The sequence below is a fragment of the Ornithinibacillus halophilus genome (assembly GCF_900129485.1).
GTDB classification, from domain to species: domain Bacteria; phylum Bacillota; class Bacilli; order Bacillales; family Amphibacillaceae; genus Ornithinibacillus; species Ornithinibacillus halophilus.
This window is the reverse complement of record NZ_FQVW01000039.1, coordinates 15,098-30,928: the sequence shown is the minus strand read 5'-3', so window position 1 is coordinate 30,928 and position 15,831 is coordinate 15,098. Positions and strand designations below refer to the sequence as shown.

The window sequence follows — 15,831 nt, the reverse complement described above, 5'->3', positions numbered from 1 at the left end:
TGAGCCGTTACCTCACCAACTAGCTAATGCGCCGCGGGCCCATCTGTAAGTGACAGCAAAAGCCGCCTTTCATCTTCTAACCATGTGATTAAAAGTATTATCCGGTATTAGCTCACGTTTCCGCGAGTTATCCCAGTCTTACAGGCAGGTTGCCCACGTGTTACTCACCCGTCCGCCGCTCGATCCACTCACGTCCCTCCGAAGAGTTCAGTGAGTTTCACGCGCTCGACTTGCATGTATTAGGCACGCCGCCAGCGTTCGTCCTGAGCCAAGATCAAACTCTCCAAAAAAGTTTGTCTATAATTGACACCAATCAATTATAGGTAAGTTCTTAGCTACTAGAAGCAATGCTTCTAGGTTTTTTATAAAGAAAAACACGGTTGCTTTTCTCTTGGCAAACTAAAAGTTTTACAACTTCTAGTTTGCATAAGTTCAACTTTGCCTTTCGCCATCACTGGCGATAAGTCAAGTTTCCCTAAACATACTGGTTGTTTTGTTCAGTTTTCAAAGAGCAAATGTTGTGCGTTGCTTTGAATAGCAGCTTTCACAATATAACATTTTTCGATTGTTTTTGTCAAGAACTTTTTTCAAGACATTTTTTAAATCGTTATCGCTTTGTTTTAGCGACTTTCTTAATATAACATGTCGCATCTTGTTAAGTCAACAACTTTTATTAGAAACTTTTTTAATAGTTGTCGTTAATAAGCAGTTGTTTTGGCGACGGATATAAATGTACCATGGTTGTATAATAAAAGTCAACAACAATCTTAAATTAATTTTTCCATACTATACTAATCAACAAAATATAATCTATTAAATGTCGTTATATCAATAAAGATAGCTTGTACAAACTCCCTATAGAATAACAGCATGTTCTATATTCTATGTATGTCAATTGCCTATCTTATCGATTTCTACTATTATGTACAGGTAACGATATATTCATTCTAAACGTTCGTAAAAAATGCTATACTATAGGTGTACTACTTAGAGGAGGATATGGAATGCCACAGTTAGTGTATTCAAACAAAATAAATAAAATACGATCATTCGCTTTAATATTAGTATTTGTTGGAATAGGGTTTATGTATATCGGCCTATTAACGAAAAAAATCGAATGGTTAATGGCAATCTTTTTCGTTCTAGGTGTCTTATTCGTCATTTTTAGTACGGTTGTTTACTTTTGGATCGGGTTGTTTTCGGTCAGGGCTGTTTCGATTATATGTCCAAGCTGTGAGAAACCAACCAAAATGTTAGGCCGAGTGGATGCTTGCATGCATTGTGACCAACCACTAACTCTTGATAAGAACCTGGAAGGTAAAGAGTTTGATGAAAAATATAACAAACGAAAATATAGAAGAGAGCAAGAATAAAGTAAAGCGTAGAACGCTCGGAGCTAGACATCTCTGAAATACTCTCTTGTCTATTAGACAGAATCAGTTCCCTCCATTAGGAAGGTACTGATTCTTTTTTATCCAATATAGAAAATCAACTATTAATAATACTCCCACAATTTATCATTTCCCTATATACTATGAGATAAGAAGTTATGAGACGGAAAGGAGTGTTCCATTGATTTTACTAATTGATAACTATGATTCTTTTACTTACAATCTCGTACAATACATCCGCAAACTACAATATGAAGTAATGATCGTACGAAATGATGAAATAACAATAGAAGAAATCAATTCCCTATCCCCTTCACACATCCTCCTCTCTCCTGGACCAGGTAACCCGGATGGAGCTGGAGTATGTTTGGAAGTTGTTGCACATTTTCATAAAGCGATCCCAATTTTAGGCGTTTGTTTAGGGCATCAAATCATCGCTCAAGCATTTGGGGCAACGATTAAGAAAGCAAGACAACCAATGCACGGCAAGGTATCAGCAATTACCCATGACGGGAAAGGAATTTTTCAGGAATTACCGAATCCATTACAAGTTACACGCTACCACTCTTTATTAATTGATCCTATCACCATCCCAGATGAACTCAAAGTGACTGCACAGACGAATAACGGTGAAATTATGGCCATTCGACATTTGAACTATCCAATAGAAGGAATCCAATCACATCCAGAAGCAATTTTGACAGAACACGGGTTACAATTGATTGATAATTTTTTCAGTGATGGGAGGTCGTAAATATGAATCAACTCTACTTCGAATTCATGCAAGATAACGGAAAAAAGGAACCTTTACTATTCCAAGATCCGCTTGTGATTATTGTTGCCAATAAAATTGATGAGGTCATTCCTTGTCTTCAAAATGTGCAAGAGGCCGTCAACCAAGGTTATTATGCTGCTGGCTATCTTTCCTATGAAGCTGCGCCCGCCTTTGAATCTGCTTTTCACGTACATAACAACCCAAATATGCCTTTACTTTGGTTTGGGATTTTTCAGGAGCCAGAAAAAGATAAACTAACCAGTTCATCTTCCTATTATGTAAAAGACTGGTTGCCAAATACGAACATCGAGAAGTATAACCAGTCAATCGACGAAATCAAGGAATTTATTGGACAAGGGGATACTTACCAAGTTAACTACACCATCCGGTTACATTCCAAATTCCACGGTAACCCAATCGCCTATTATCAACAATTGGCTTCCTCGCAATCAGCGAATTATAGTGCTTACTTAGATATTGGGGATTACTCCATTCTGTCTGCTTCCCCTGAGTTATTTTTCCACTTAAAGGACGGAAAGGTTACGACAAAACCGATGAAAGGTACGGTTGGCCGTGGCAGTACTGTTGATGAGGATCAAAAAAATCGTGATTGGTTATATCATTCGGAGAAAAATAGAGCCGAGAATGTCATGATTGTCGATTTATTGCGCAATGACTTAGGGAGAATCGCCAAACCCGGTTCCGTTCAAGTTCCTGAATTATTTACGATTGAAACGTATCCAACCGTTTTTCAAATGACATCAACTGTCACAGCAGAAGTTGAAAAGACCACCACCATCCTCGATCTTTTTAAAGGGCTTTTCCCTTGTGGATCGATTACTGGCGCACCAAAAATCAGTACGATGAACATCATTCATGAGTTAGAGGATACCCCTCGAGAAGTGTATTGTGGAACGATTGGGTATATCACTCCGGAAAAGGAAGCCATCTTCAATGTGCCCATTCGAACCGTCGTGGTCGATAACAAAAACGGTTCTGCTCAATATGGAGTCGGTGGTGGAATCACTTGGGATTCAACGAAAGAAGAAGAATATGAAGAAGTCCTTACGAAAGCAAAAATCTTATCCAATAAAACAGAGGATTTTTCCCTGTTAGAATCACTCGGTTTAGATAACGGAGAATATATTGTATTAGAGGAACATCTACAACGGTTGCAGCGTGCAGCAATATTTTTCGACTACCCCATTGATGTAGAACGAATTCGGGAAGAACTAGACATTAAGGCAAAAAGTCATTCGAGTGGTTTTTACAAAGTACGTTTATTAGTTGATAAGAATGGGCGGACGACAATCGAACTAAAGAAAACAAGCCCAATAAAAGAAACAGTTAAGGTCGCCCTTAGTAAGGAACCAATCGATAAAACCAATCCATTTTTATATTATAAGACGACGAATCGAACGGTATATGAAAAACAAAAAGCAGCAAATCCTGATGTGTTTGATGTTTTATTATGGAATGAGAATGAGGAAATTACCGAATTTACGTTAGGCAATGTCGTTGTCGAACTGAACGGAGAGCTGTTCACTCCCCCTGTTGAATGTGGGTTGTTAGCAGGGACGTATCGAGAAGCCTTATTAAGAGACGGAATCATTAAGGAACACATTCTCACGATTGAGGACGTGAAGGCTTGTTCGAACGTTTGGTTCATCAACAGTGTAAGGAAATGGGTAGAAGTTACCTTTCTATAGTAGAAAAGCCGATTGGATTTGACATTTTCACCATCCAATCGGCTTTTTAAAATGCGCCATATTCATTTACAGATTCTTCTGGTACAGGTTGAGTGATATCCCATAATTCTACGATTTTATTTTCGTCCAATCGAAAAATATGAACGAGTGAATAACCTGGGGTATTGTCCTGCTGCTTCATATGGGAATGTACGGTAACAAGGTCATCTTCTGCTATGGCATGCTTTACTTCTAATGACTTGTCTGGATTTTGTGCTGCATCTTCTTCCATCGCTAGTATTAATGACTCCCTATCTCCTTGAAAAAATGGATTATGATGGATGAACGTACTCGCAACATGCTGTTCATACGCCTCCCTCACTTTTCCTGAAGCAACAAGAGTAAGAAAGGAAACGGCGATCTCTTTATTTGTCATGGATATGCCTCCTTAGGAAAATGATATTAACTAAAAAAAAGAGGCTGTCCGATTGATTTCTAGGACGCCTCTATGTTAGTAGTAATTAATGCTTTTGGGTTTCAACCTCTTGGCAACCTTCACATTTCCCGTAAACTTCCATACGGTGATGGCTAACATCAAAACCTGTTACTTGTTCTGCTAGTGCTTCCACTTCATCTAATGATGGGTAATGGAAGTCAACAATCTTCCCACATTCCTCACAAATAATGTGGTAATGCTCCGACGTATTGCAATCGAAACGACTAGACGAATCACCATAGGTTAACTCACGTACTAATCCCGCTTCACGCAATACTCGTAGGTTATTATAGACTGTTGCCACACTCATGTTAGGGAACTTGCCTTCCAGTGCTTTATAGATTTCATCTGCAGTTGGATGAATCATGGAATTAAGTAAATAATCAAGCACTGCATGACGTTGTGGTGTAATCCGTACGCCAGACTCTTTTAATGAATCAATCGCTTTTTGTAATTTCTTTTCGGACACCGTCATGCACCTCGCTTTCGATAAATGTTCTATAAATAATACTATTATTAATTTATAATCTTTATAATTAGTGTACTCTTCCCTATAGCGTTCTGTCAATATAAGTATATTGAATTTAGCTTTTGAATATAACTATTGACTGGAAATCGAGCTGTTCTATTAATCAGTATATGAAAACAGACAACATTCTATTATCTTGATTACACGTCAGCCTTCAAAGGGATTTCTTTTCCACCTAGTTGTTTATTAACATAACGAGCTGCGACATATAAAAAGTCAGACAGTCTATTTAAATAAGAAACAACTAATGGATTGGGCACCTCTTCTTCTAATCCAACTGCAATTCTCTCAGCTCTTCTAGCAACCGTTCTCGCTGTATGTAATGCTGCTGATGCTTTATGCCCTGAAGGTAAGATAAAGTTTTTCAATGGCTCAAGGTCTTGATCCCACTCATCGATTTGTTTTTCCAATTGATCGATATGTTCTTGCTTCAATTTCCACGTAACCTCTTTATCACTTGGGGTCGCAAGCTCTGCTCCTACATGGAATAAAATCGTTTGAACGCGATGGATTGTTTCGGCAAACGCCTCTTTTCCAGCCCACTCTTCCTCTTCTAGTAAGCCAAGTGCTAATCCAATCATTGAATTCGCCTCATCACATGTTCCATACGCCTCAACACGCAAATCATTTTTCGGAACACGCTTCCCATAAATTAACGATGTTTTCCCTTTATCACCAGACCTCGTATAAATTCTCATTTTTAGTACCCCCTAGTAACATCAATCAGATTGATATAGTCTTTTTTACCAGCCATCCATTTATCTAGGTTATCAGTAAAAATCTCTAACGCACGTGTATTATAATTCGGCGAAATCCCGGAAATATGTGGAGTAACTGTAACCCCTTCTGTTTCCCATAATGGATGGTCGCTTGGTAAAGGCTCTTGTTCAAACACATCCAGCACGGCATGAGCAATTTTATTTTCTTCTACTGCTTTGATGACCGTCTCACTTTTCACCAAGTCACCACGACCCATATTTAAAAAGATTGCCGTGTCTTTCATTTGCTCAAAATGCTCGTCCTTCAAGAGGTATCTTGTTTCTACTGTACTAGGCAAAACAGATACAATGTAATCTGCTTTTGGTAAGACCGTCTCTAATTGATTGGTCTCATATACTTCATCAAAAAATTCTACAGATTTTCCACTTCTAGAAATACCAATTGTATTTAATTGAAATGCCTTTGCTAGTCGTGCCGTTTCTTGTCCAATAGCACCCGTTCCTAAAACAAGCATCGTATTGCCATTCATTTCATGCATTCTTACCGAACGGTCCCACTTGTTAGCATGCTCATTCTCGATTAGCTGCTTCGCATTTCTTGAAACCTGTAACAGCATGGAAATGGCATATTCAGCCATCGGAATTTTATGAATCCCACGAGAATTCGTTACCATAATGCCACGGCGTTCAATTTCTTTAAATGGCATTAAATCCATCCCAGCACTCATTACCATAATCCATTTTAAACGAATTGCCTTCCCGATAAGCTGGGCATTCAGATCTTCCCCATACGTCACAAGAATCTCAGCATCCGCTAAATATTCCTTCGCCTCATTCATGTCTTTACAAAAAATAAACGTTTTATTTGGATAGTTTTTTATTAGTTCATCACGATGTTTAGATGATACATTTGCAGAAAAAAGTATAGCCAAAATAATTCCTCCCATGTTCAATTAGAAAAGCTAGAGAGCGCCCGCTTTGCGACGTAAGGACTGGGACTGCGATTACTCGCCCCACCGAAAACATTTGCGCCTGGCCATGCCAGGTGGTTCAATGTTGCCACGCAAAGTGGCGATTTTAATTGAACATTCCTACGTAGGAGATAAAGGAAACATGCCCCTTCATAGGGGTATGCCGATGTTGGACGCAAAGTCCGGTTTTAGTCGGCCTTCCTTTGTATCGGAGTCGATGTTGACTTATCGTACGGAGGCGAAGAAAGTCTTGTGCCTGCGATTACTCAGCACAAAGGCCAGAGAAGTAAATCTATGTAGTTCCTTCGCTAGTCGCAGGCGCTCGGAGCTAGACATCTTTGATATACACTATTTATAAATGGTGTTTCTATTTGAGAAGCCACCTACATCACATTCTTTGTGTTTCCAGTTAGCTTTACTACTATTTTAATGCTAATTAAGTGTATTGAACAACTAAAAGGAATTTTACTTATTTTCTATTTCTTTTTTATTAGTTGTTTGATAGCTTGAAAAAAGATCTTTGTCTCGAATTTATAGGAGATGTTGTTAATATAATGAAGGTCGTATTTTACCTTCTCTCCATGTTTCTCATTTGTCAGTCGATGAACCTGCGCATACCCCGTCATACCAGGGCGCACCTTTAGCCGACCTAGTTGATTCGAGTTATAATAATCAGCAACCTCGACGACTTCAGGGCTCGGCCCAATCAAACTCATATCCCCTTTTAATACATTATAAAATTGAGGAATCTTATCAAAACCATATTTACGCAACTTCTCCCCCGTCATCGTATAGGCCACATGTTTCCCATGCAAAACACGAAAATGGTCAGGCACACCCTCCTCCCACTTATGTGGAAACGGATGTGGAGGCAATGACCGAATCACCTGAGACGGTATCGTCGTCGTACGAAACGACCACTTAATAAACTGTTTGCCATTTTTTCCAACACATAATTCCTTCTTAAAAATAGGTTTCCCTTCTTTTTTTGCGAGCCTATAGCAAATGAATAAAAAGATTGGAATTGTAATAATGATCAACCCAATACTCATGATAATATCAATTAGCCGCTTCACCATAAAAAGTAGATTTATATAAAAATGAGATTCAGACTTCTCTCTAGCCTGCACTGACTCTTGCAAACTCATATCAACTACACCTCTCCCAATTTGGACTTCTATTACATCCTATTCAAAAAGAGAAGTGTATATCACTATGTAAAAGAAACGTAATTTAAATTAATAGTGGTAGGTTGGGAGGTTGGGGGTGGAGCGAATTTGGTAGGGTCGGGAGCGAGATGGTTGGTGTGGCGATCGATTTGGTTTACTTGGGGAGCGAGTTTCACCCTGGGGCGAGTGAGTTTTGATGCATGGGGAGCGAATTCTAACCCGGGGCGAGCGAGTTTTGATGCATGGGGAGCGAATTCTAACCCGGGGCGAGCGAGGTTGACTGCTTGGGGAGCGAATTCTAACCCGGGGCGAGCGAGATTGATTGCTTGAGGAGTGAATCCCAACCCGAGCCGAGCGAGGTGGACTACTTGTGGAGCGAGTTTCACCCTGGGGCGAGCGAGTTTTGGTGCTTGGGGAGCGTATTCTGCCCAGGGACGAGCGAGGTGGACTACTTGTGGAGCGAATCCCAACCCAATGCGAGCGAGTTTGACTGCTTGGGGAGCGAATTCTAACCCGGGGCGAGCGAGATTCAAACCACGTGGAGCGACTCCCAACCCAAGCCGAGCGAGATTCACTACAAGTGGAGCAAACTCCAACCCAAGCCGAGCGAGATTCACTCCAAGTGGAGCAAACTCCAACCCAACCCGAGCGAGATTCACCCCACGTGGAGCGACTCCCTCCCCAAGCCGAGCGAGATTCACCCCACGTGGAGCGAATTCCAACCCAAGCCGAGCGAGATTCAAACCATGTGGAGCGACTCCCTCCCTAAGTCGAGCACCCCCCTCCCAAGGTACATCCCACCCCCAAGCAAACACTACCCCCAGAGCAGTTCACCCCTCTTTCCTCTTCCTCCGGTGCACTTCTTTCCCCTTCTTCACTTCCAACTGGTTTCGCCATCGAAACTTTAGGATCAATACCAACATTTTCCCTAAGCCGTTCTGTGGGATATAGCTTTGGTACTCTGTTACTTCTTTTCCTCCAAACCCCTTTTTAAATTTATTAATGTTTTGTTCTTCTTTATCCTCTTCATTAATAGATAGCCCTAAGAAGTCATAGTATTGATAGCCAGCATGTTTAAAATATAAAATATCCTGCCAATGTAAATATCGATTTGCTCGACCTACGACAATTGGAGGGACATCGGCATTGGTAAACCTTCCTGAACATGAATACAGCATGGCTGCACGCTGACCATTGCTAATATACAAATGGCTTGCTAGTTTTCTGCCTTCTTTGTCATACACATACGTGATCACGAGCATGCCACTTTCCATAAGGCCACGTACCCGATCTGTCCGGCACCGTTCAATTCCCTTCTCATCAGCAAAAGGGTTAAAAAATCCTTCGAACGCCAGAACGTCATCCATCGTAGGTTTATCAATCACTTCAACCGTCAACTCATCCCTAGATGCTTTATTAATTTGATACCGAGTAGTTCGATTCATATCCTTCCGTAGCGCTTCCTCTGTTTTTGTAACATCAATTAATAACGTCACGACTTGGCGATGGACCGCAAGTTTTCTCTCAGGCTCTACCAGCTCCTGTTGCTGGTAAAAGGTGTGGGCATCTGCTTTTCCCAATCCAGACACACTATCATTCGTTCCAAAAATCTCGTTAATAGTAAAAATATATTTCTTCCATTGAATTCCCAATGCTTACTCCCCCTCCCTGGCTAATGCAATACTTGCTGCCTCTTTCATTGTCATGCTCTGAAAACCATATTTTTCTTGCAAATAAACATAATGGTTCAAAATCTCCTTAAGAAAAGCTAAATTCTCTTTTTGATTCACACCAAAGTTATGTGGGTGCCACCATAGGTGATAGACCTCACCATGTTTTGCTGCATATGTCATATCCTTTTTTATCCGTCGTAACCGTAATCGCTCCAGCCATGATAATCGCTTAGAGTATGGTTTTAAAAAGCGACTCGATTTCACATTAACAGGCCGACCATCAGAAACCTCGCGCAACCGATACGTCTGGTGACCGAATAAATTAAAATATCCATCTAACAATCGCAGCGCCCTTTTCCCCCATCTTCTTCGTTCATTCGACTTCAACCGGTAAATCCACGTGTCTTCATTGCCTCGATATGCTGTCATTCCTAACTCCCAGCACACTTGTAGATATTCCTCATTAATTTGATTGCGGGGGAAAACAACAGAGGTCATCTCCTCCACACCAAATTTACATGCATGTTCTAAATCGTGCTGAAACTGATTTTTCGTTTGTCCTTCTTCCAATGTGTAATAGTGGGAAAATGTATGGGTGGCAATTTCTTGATCAGGGGTTTTCTGAATTTGTTGTAGTAATGGTGGAGCAAATAATAAATCGTTCCCAAGATGTCTCAGCAGTTCCATACGGTAAGGAGATAACTTCTTATTTTTATAACTTGGTTTTTCCAAAGGTACATGTCTCTCAACATCCTCCACTTGATTAAAAGCCATCATTCCAACGATGGCCCAAGTCGCATGAATTTCATATCGATGAAAAAGGTCTAGTAATTGAGGAACTACCTTTCTTGCACCTAAAACATGTTGTTCATATTCTTCTTTTTTAAAGACATCCAGCACACCCCAGAACAGCTCAAAATCTAGAGAGATGATAAAAAATCCTCGTTCATCCACTTGAATTCCTCATTTCAAAGAAGGAAAAAGTCTTCTTTAATCCGGTTTTCATTGAATACTTCGGTTTCCAGCCTACCTTTTCGTATATAGCATTATTTTGGAGGCAGCTTCTCGTAATATCTCCTTCCCGTTTGTTGCGGTAGTTTACAATCATATTTCCATTCAATTCATTCGATAACAGATATACGAGTTCATTTAGACTCGTTTCTTTTCCACTACCGACATTCAGCGTGCAACTATCCTTACAATCAACCATGCGCACACATGCATCAGCTATATCTTTTACAAAAACAAAATCTCTTGTTTGTGTTCCATCACCATAAACGGTAATCGGGGTTCTTTTTACAAGTCGGTCAATAAATATCGATATCACACCTGCTTCCCCATCGGTTGTTTGTCGTGGACCATACACATTTGCAAATCGTAAAATCCCATATTCCAAACCATACAATTGATGAAACAATCGAATATATTTCTCACAAGCAAGCTTCGATAATCCGTAAAAAGATGTGGGCTCAACTGGGTGACTCTCATTTATCGGAATAAACTCTGGGTCACCATATACGGCTGCACTTGATGAAAAAATAATCTTCTTTACCCCATACTTAACTGCACATTCTAATACATGAATGGTACCCAGGATATTCACTAATGCATCATTACTAGGGGCCTTTATGGATTCAGTAACCGAAACTTGAGCTGCCAAATGTATGACAACATCTGGTTTTTCTTTTGCAAAAATTGCACCTAATTTTGGGTCATTTACATCCATTTGGTAGATTGTAAGACTTTCCTTTTTCCAATAGGTGTTCATTGAATTAGATTGATCGACTATGACCACATCGGTGTTTTCTATTTCTAGAAGTTGATCGACCACATGAGATCCGATAAACCCTAGTCCACCAGTAATAAGTACTTTCATTATTATCCCCCTAATTTTCTAACATCTGTTTTTAACCATGGCAGCGCCAGCAACAACCAAAAATGTCGCCAGTGTAACGTATCAACAAAGAAACTATTAAACACAATCCCAAGAATACTAGCAAAAATTACTACATAAATCCCCCGATGTTCATCAAGAGATGTTAATACGAGCGATAATGAACGCCAGAGACAAGCTAATAAAAATAAAATAAATGCAATTCCTCCAAGGACACCATTCTCCACCATAACCCGGATGTACAAGCTATGTGCTGCAAAATCAAGCATAATCTCAGAATGCCCAGGACCAAATCCTAGTGGAAAATGTACGATGTTTTCCAGTGCATTTTCTTGATTCTCAAATCGGGAATAATCATAACTTTGAATACTAAAACGCTCTTGGAATAAATTTTCTACAGTCGGTGATGTGATAAAGTAACCTAGCCCTGGAATTGCAACTAAGACGATTAAGAATAAGGGTCTTAAACGGTTTACGGATTTCCCTTTGATAAGGAGTAAATATACCCCTAATGCCAAAGCAAAATTTCCCCATGCTGCTCGTGAAAAGCTTAAAATTATTCCCATCGTTAACAACACAAACAAGCTAAACCAACTTAATGATTTAAACAGTCGATGGTCCCGCTTACTAGCTTGATATAATGCAAACAATGCTGGTGGAATTAAAAACGGCCCAAACACATTTGGATCTTTAAAAAAAGCTGTCACTCTGCCATATTTTAAAAACAATTCTGTTCCAGGTATCCATTGAAAATAAGCAAGCAAGCCGGCAACTACTGCAACTAAGGCAGCTAAGGTATATGCTTTAAAAAGAGGAGGGAACAATCCTTCCCGATAGTAAGAACTTAAACCAACAAATAAAACCCACGTCATAATTAGGTAGAAGGTAATTAAAAAATAGTGAAGTGCGTACAGTAGGTCATGTGAGAAAAACATAGAAATCAAGTTTGCTTGAACAAATGCAAGTAGCAGAATAAATGGCCACAGTTGTTGCTCATGAAATACGACATACCCAAATAGAAATGCCCCGACAAATAATACAACAAATAACAGATCATATGGAGCTGGTTCCATAAATACAATCGAGCTCGTCATCATGACAACACAGATGAACATCATCATTCTTCTATTTGCAATTGACGTCTTCTCCCTCATCTCACTCCCTCATTTTTCCGTTGATAAACATAGATGGAATACCAAGCAAGAATCCCCTTTAGGAAGAACCCTAGAGCCCCGGCAATACTTATACATAAAATAACGGACCATGCACTCGTTAAGAAAAGATAGCCAATCCCCATACCGATTACTAATAATAGAAAGTGGATGATTTCACTATACATATCCAAATGCTGCAGTTCTAACACATCGAAATTTAACGTAATTGGCCCTGCAACCAATTGAGCGAAAAATAAAATGCTCATGCATTGAACAAACACCCCAGCCTCTTTCCACTCCTCACCAAAAATTATCGAAAATATAAATGGCGAACAGATACTAGCAATTAAATAGATAACGAGACTAATCAGGAAAAGTTTTTTCACCGTTTGCCAAAATAATGCTACAAAGGATGAAAAAGAAGAATGAAGGAGTTTTGCTGCTTTTCCTAAATATACCTGTTCCACGGAATACCCTAATAATGACGTTGGCAAGCTGAGAACTCGATTGGCTAGCATATACCAACCAGCAACTTTCACACCTAATGTTGCTGCAACAAAAAAGGTAGGAAGATGATTGGTTAATGCTCCCATCAAGCTCGACCAACTTGTGTAGAGTGGAAATCGCTTATACCGTTTGGCCATCTCTTTCATTTTTTGCTTAGACACAAAGGTTAGATTTTTCTTCACTGTTTTCCAGGAAAAAATGAATAACCCAACTCCACCCAGTAATCGTCCTACTGCTTCACCAATCACTAGACTGTGCGTTGTATTCGATAAGAATCCTAATCCCGTTTGCCCCCCGATTTGCGTTATGTTCATTTGCACTTTCCCTCTAGCGATGGAGGCGTATTCCTCCTCCCTTAATAACCAAAGATGGAAAACTTGGAAAATCCCCAATCCTAGTAAACTAATAGGCAGGTACCAGAAATACGATGGAATCATTGGCGAGAATCCTATCAGTATCAATGAAACAATTCCCACAAAACTGACCATAATCAGTATGGATAACGCTAAGAGGTTGATTGCATCTTTTCCTTTTTTCGGTAACGGAATGGCCGATTCAAATTGAAAGGTTATTAGTATTCCAACTGTAAATAAAATTGATAGGTATACAGATAATTCCCCGAAAACCTCTGGACCATAAATTCGTGTTAATACTGGCGTCACGAGGACGACAGCAATTTGAGATAGTGCCGTACCAGACATCAGTACTGCGACACTGCGAATAAAATTATTTTTTAGCCAACTAGACATCGTAATCCGACCTGGATGACTTCTTTTTATTTATAATGACTCCAGAAAGTTTAGCACCTACGTTTTCTAATCGTTTAACTACCTCTTGAGCTCGACTAACTTTTGACATTCCAGCTCGTGTAACTAGAAAACAACCATCTACTTTTGTTGCAAGGACAACACTGTCAGAAACAGAGAGTGGTGGACTATCCACAATGACAACGTCAAAACGCTTTTTTAATTCTTTTAATAACGAATCCATTCGCTTAGTTGCTAATAATTCGGTTGGATTGGGAGGCAAGGGGCCAGATGGGATTGTCGATATATTTGGTATAGATGTCTCAATTAAAATTTCTTCTAAACCCGAGTTTCCATTTAAATAAGATGATAAACCTGGTAACTCCTTATTTGTTTTAAATAAAAAATTCCCCGTCTTTCTTAAATCCCCGTCAATGACGACCGTTCTTTTGTGATCCAGTGCCATCACATATGCTAAATTAATGCTCGTAATCGTTTTTCCTTCATCTTTCCCTGTACTTGTAACAAGAAATGTCTTCTTTCTACTATAGGTTTGTAAGTAATTGATATTTGTGCGCAAGCTCCGATAATCTTCAAATTCTGTCGTTCTTATTGGATTGGGTCGTGATGGTAACAACGGCGTATTCTTTCTTTTTTTCTTTTTAGAACGAGTAGTCACAATTATGCCAACCTCGCCCAATACTGGAACATCTAAATATTTTTCTACGTCATATTTGGTAGATATTTTCGTATTTAGGTATGCTGAGAGAAATACAAAGGAACAAGCAAAGATAAAACCAACAACAAAAGCAATGAATGTGTATATGATTGGTTTTGGTCGTATTGGTTCATTCGCATATTCCAAACTCGCTTCAGTTAATATACTTATATTATTGAGATTCATGAGGTTCTGGATTTCCTCTTGAAAATTAGCTGCAAAAGCATTCACAATTTGGACCGCTTTGTTAGGATCTTCATCTTCAAAGTATAGTGAAATAATTTGGGCACTTTGGTTCGTTTCCACCCTTAACTTTCGGTGAAGCTCATTATTTGAATACCCATCTACTTCATTGGCAACTAAATCAATAATGCGCTCGCTATTAAGAATAAATTGATACGTTTCAATGAGTTGCATATTCAGCTCTATATCATTGGTAGATAAGATCCCTGATTTATTCGACTGACTGACGAGTAAATCTGTTTGTGCCTCATAAACAGGTTTAATAACAAACAAACTAATCCCCATTCCAATGCATGTAAAAAAAATCGAGATAACTATGATCAATCTCAATCTATCTTTAAATATGTGTATAAAATCTCGGATCTCAAATGATTGATTCATACTTAAACTGCTCCTTTGGCACGGAAAACCTGGATGATTGTTAGGAATAGTATTTTTGCGTCTAATAACATTGAACAATTCTCAACGTAATACAAGTCATAATCGATCTTCTCTCCATGCGTCATGTTCGATCTCCCATTCACTTGTGCATACCCAGTAATTCCAGGTCGCACTATCAATCTTTTCCTTTGATGGCTATTGTAATAATCGGCAATAGCAGGAATCTCTGGTCGCGGCCCTATTAAACTCATATCTCCTTTAAGCACATTTACTAGCTGTGGAATTTCATCAAGACTATATTTCCTAAGAAAATAACCTAAGTTAGTCACTTCTTTCTGACGAGTGGATTTAAATATAAATATATCTGGCACACCCATATCCCAAGGTTCATCTATGTCAGTTTGATACGTAACATTCTTTTTGGCAGTGTGTTGCCTCATCGTCCTCAGTTTCAGTATTGTAAAAGGCCTCCCATCCTTTCCTACTCTTTTTTGTTTAAAAAATGCCGGCCGACCATCCACCGAATAAATCAATAAGCATATAAAAAATAAAACTGGTGACAAAACGAACAGCAATACGACACTTATGAAAATATCCATGAGCCGCTTCGATAATAAATACATTGTATTCCTACTGCTTTTGTTCATCCGTACCTACTCACCTTTGTTTAGTTAAACTAACAATATAACGAACAAAAAGAATTGGGCTATCCGTCTAGGACCTTTTATCCATGACTAATTTACTTCAAGGTATTCCATCCCTGTTCGATATGTGCAA

The 15,831-nt window shown here is 39.3% G+C and carries 15 protein-coding genes and 1 rRNA gene; 3 read left to right on the top strand and 13 right to left on the bottom strand.

The features are described 5' to 3' along the window. Positions 1-290, bottom strand: a 16S ribosomal RNA gene (locus BUB12_RS13405); the annotation flags it as partial. Between the two features lie 714 nt (positions 291-1,004). Here BUB12_RS13405 and BUB12_RS13400 point away from each other — a divergent pair. The 3 genes from BUB12_RS13400 to pabB all read left to right on the top strand — a co-directional run bounded on the left by BUB12_RS13400 (position 1,005) and on the right by pabB (position 3,875). After that, positions 1,005-1,373, top strand: coding sequence for a YgzB family protein (locus BUB12_RS13400; RefSeq protein WP_072891436.1), 369 nt, complete (start codon positions 1,005-1,007; stop codon positions 1,371-1,373). A 199-nt stretch (positions 1,374-1,572) separates the two neighbouring features. Next, complete coding sequence (locus BUB12_RS13395) at positions 1,573-2,145, top strand: anthranilate synthase component II (protein WP_072891435.1); 573 nt, start codon at positions 1,573-1,575, stop codon at positions 2,143-2,145. 2 nt (positions 2,146-2,147) lie between these two features. Beyond that, positions 2,148-3,875: an aminodeoxychorismate synthase component I gene (gene pabB / locus BUB12_RS13390; protein WP_072891434.1), complete on the top strand. Its 1,728-nt coding sequence runs from the start codon at positions 2,148-2,150 to the stop codon at positions 3,873-3,875. Positions 3,876-3,921: 46 nt separating this feature from the next. On the opposite strand, the gene BUB12_RS13385 is transcribed toward pabB, so the two are convergent. The 12 genes from BUB12_RS13385 to BUB12_RS13325 form a co-directional block, all read right to left on the bottom strand. Next, on the bottom strand, positions 3,922-4,290 hold the full coding sequence (locus BUB12_RS13385) for a nuclear transport factor 2 family protein (RefSeq protein WP_072891433.1): 369 nt from the start codon (positions 4,288-4,290) through the stop codon (positions 3,922-3,924). A gap of 85 nt (positions 4,291-4,375) precedes the next feature. Continuing rightward, positions 4,376-4,825 (bottom strand): peroxide-responsive transcriptional repressor PerR, encoded by a 450-nt coding sequence (perR, locus tag BUB12_RS13380; protein WP_072891432.1) that lies wholly within the window; start codon positions 4,823-4,825, stop codon positions 4,376-4,378. A 194-nt stretch (positions 4,826-5,019) separates the two neighbouring features. Continuing rightward, the gene (locus BUB12_RS13375; RefSeq protein WP_072891431.1) at positions 5,020-5,577 is read right to left on the bottom strand and encodes a cob(I)yrinic acid a,c-diamide adenosyltransferase; all 558 of its coding nucleotides are present in this window, start codon (positions 5,575-5,577) and stop codon (positions 5,020-5,022) included. A gap of 2 nt (positions 5,578-5,579) precedes the next feature. Then, a complete protein-coding gene (locus BUB12_RS13370) occupies positions 5,580-6,530 on the bottom strand; it encodes a D-2-hydroxyacid dehydrogenase (protein ID WP_072891430.1) in 951 nt (316 codons plus the stop codon). A 515-nt stretch (positions 6,531-7,045) separates the two neighbouring features. After that, positions 7,046-7,717: a sugar transferase gene (locus BUB12_RS13365; protein ID WP_072891429.1), complete on the bottom strand. Its 672-nt coding sequence runs from the start codon at positions 7,715-7,717 to the stop codon at positions 7,046-7,048. A gap of 851 nt (positions 7,718-8,568) precedes the next feature. After that, positions 8,569-9,390 carry a peptidoglycan bridge formation glycyltransferase FemA/FemB family protein gene (locus BUB12_RS13355; RefSeq protein ID WP_072891427.1) on the bottom strand — a complete coding sequence of 274 codons (822 nt, stop codon included), beginning with the start codon at positions 9,388-9,390 and terminating at the stop codon, positions 8,569-8,571. Positions 9,391-9,393: 3 nt separating this feature from the next. Beyond that, positions 9,394-10,365, bottom strand: coding sequence for a polysaccharide deacetylase family protein (locus BUB12_RS13350; protein ID WP_072891426.1), 972 nt, complete (start codon positions 10,363-10,365; stop codon positions 9,394-9,396). Continuing rightward, a complete protein-coding gene (locus BUB12_RS13345; RefSeq protein WP_072891425.1) occupies positions 10,358-11,287 on the bottom strand; it encodes an NAD-dependent epimerase/dehydratase family protein in 930 nt (309 codons plus the stop codon). Before BUB12_RS13345 ends, BUB12_RS13350 begins: the two co-directional genes overlap by 8 nt. Positions 11,288-11,289: 2 nt before the next feature. Further along, positions 11,290-12,459: an O-antigen ligase family protein gene (locus tag BUB12_RS13340; protein ID WP_072891424.1), complete on the bottom strand. Its 1,170-nt coding sequence runs from the start codon at positions 12,457-12,459 to the stop codon at positions 11,290-11,292. After that, the gene (locus BUB12_RS13335; RefSeq protein WP_072891423.1) at positions 12,456-13,715 is read right to left on the bottom strand and encodes a lipopolysaccharide biosynthesis protein; all 1,260 of its coding nucleotides are present in this window, start codon (positions 13,713-13,715) and stop codon (positions 12,456-12,458) included. Before BUB12_RS13335 ends, BUB12_RS13340 begins: the two co-directional genes overlap by 4 nt. Then, positions 13,708-15,054: a tyrosine-protein kinase domain-containing protein gene (locus tag BUB12_RS13330; RefSeq protein WP_072891422.1), complete on the bottom strand. Its 1,347-nt coding sequence runs from the start codon at positions 15,052-15,054 to the stop codon at positions 13,708-13,710. The genes BUB12_RS13335 and BUB12_RS13330 overlap by 8 nt, the downstream gene beginning before the upstream one ends. A 2-nt stretch (positions 15,055-15,056) precedes the next feature. After that, positions 15,057-15,653 (bottom strand): sugar transferase, encoded by a 597-nt coding sequence (locus BUB12_RS13325; protein ID WP_327196150.1) that lies wholly within the window; start codon positions 15,651-15,653, stop codon positions 15,057-15,059. Positions 15,654-15,831 lie beyond the last annotated feature (178 nt).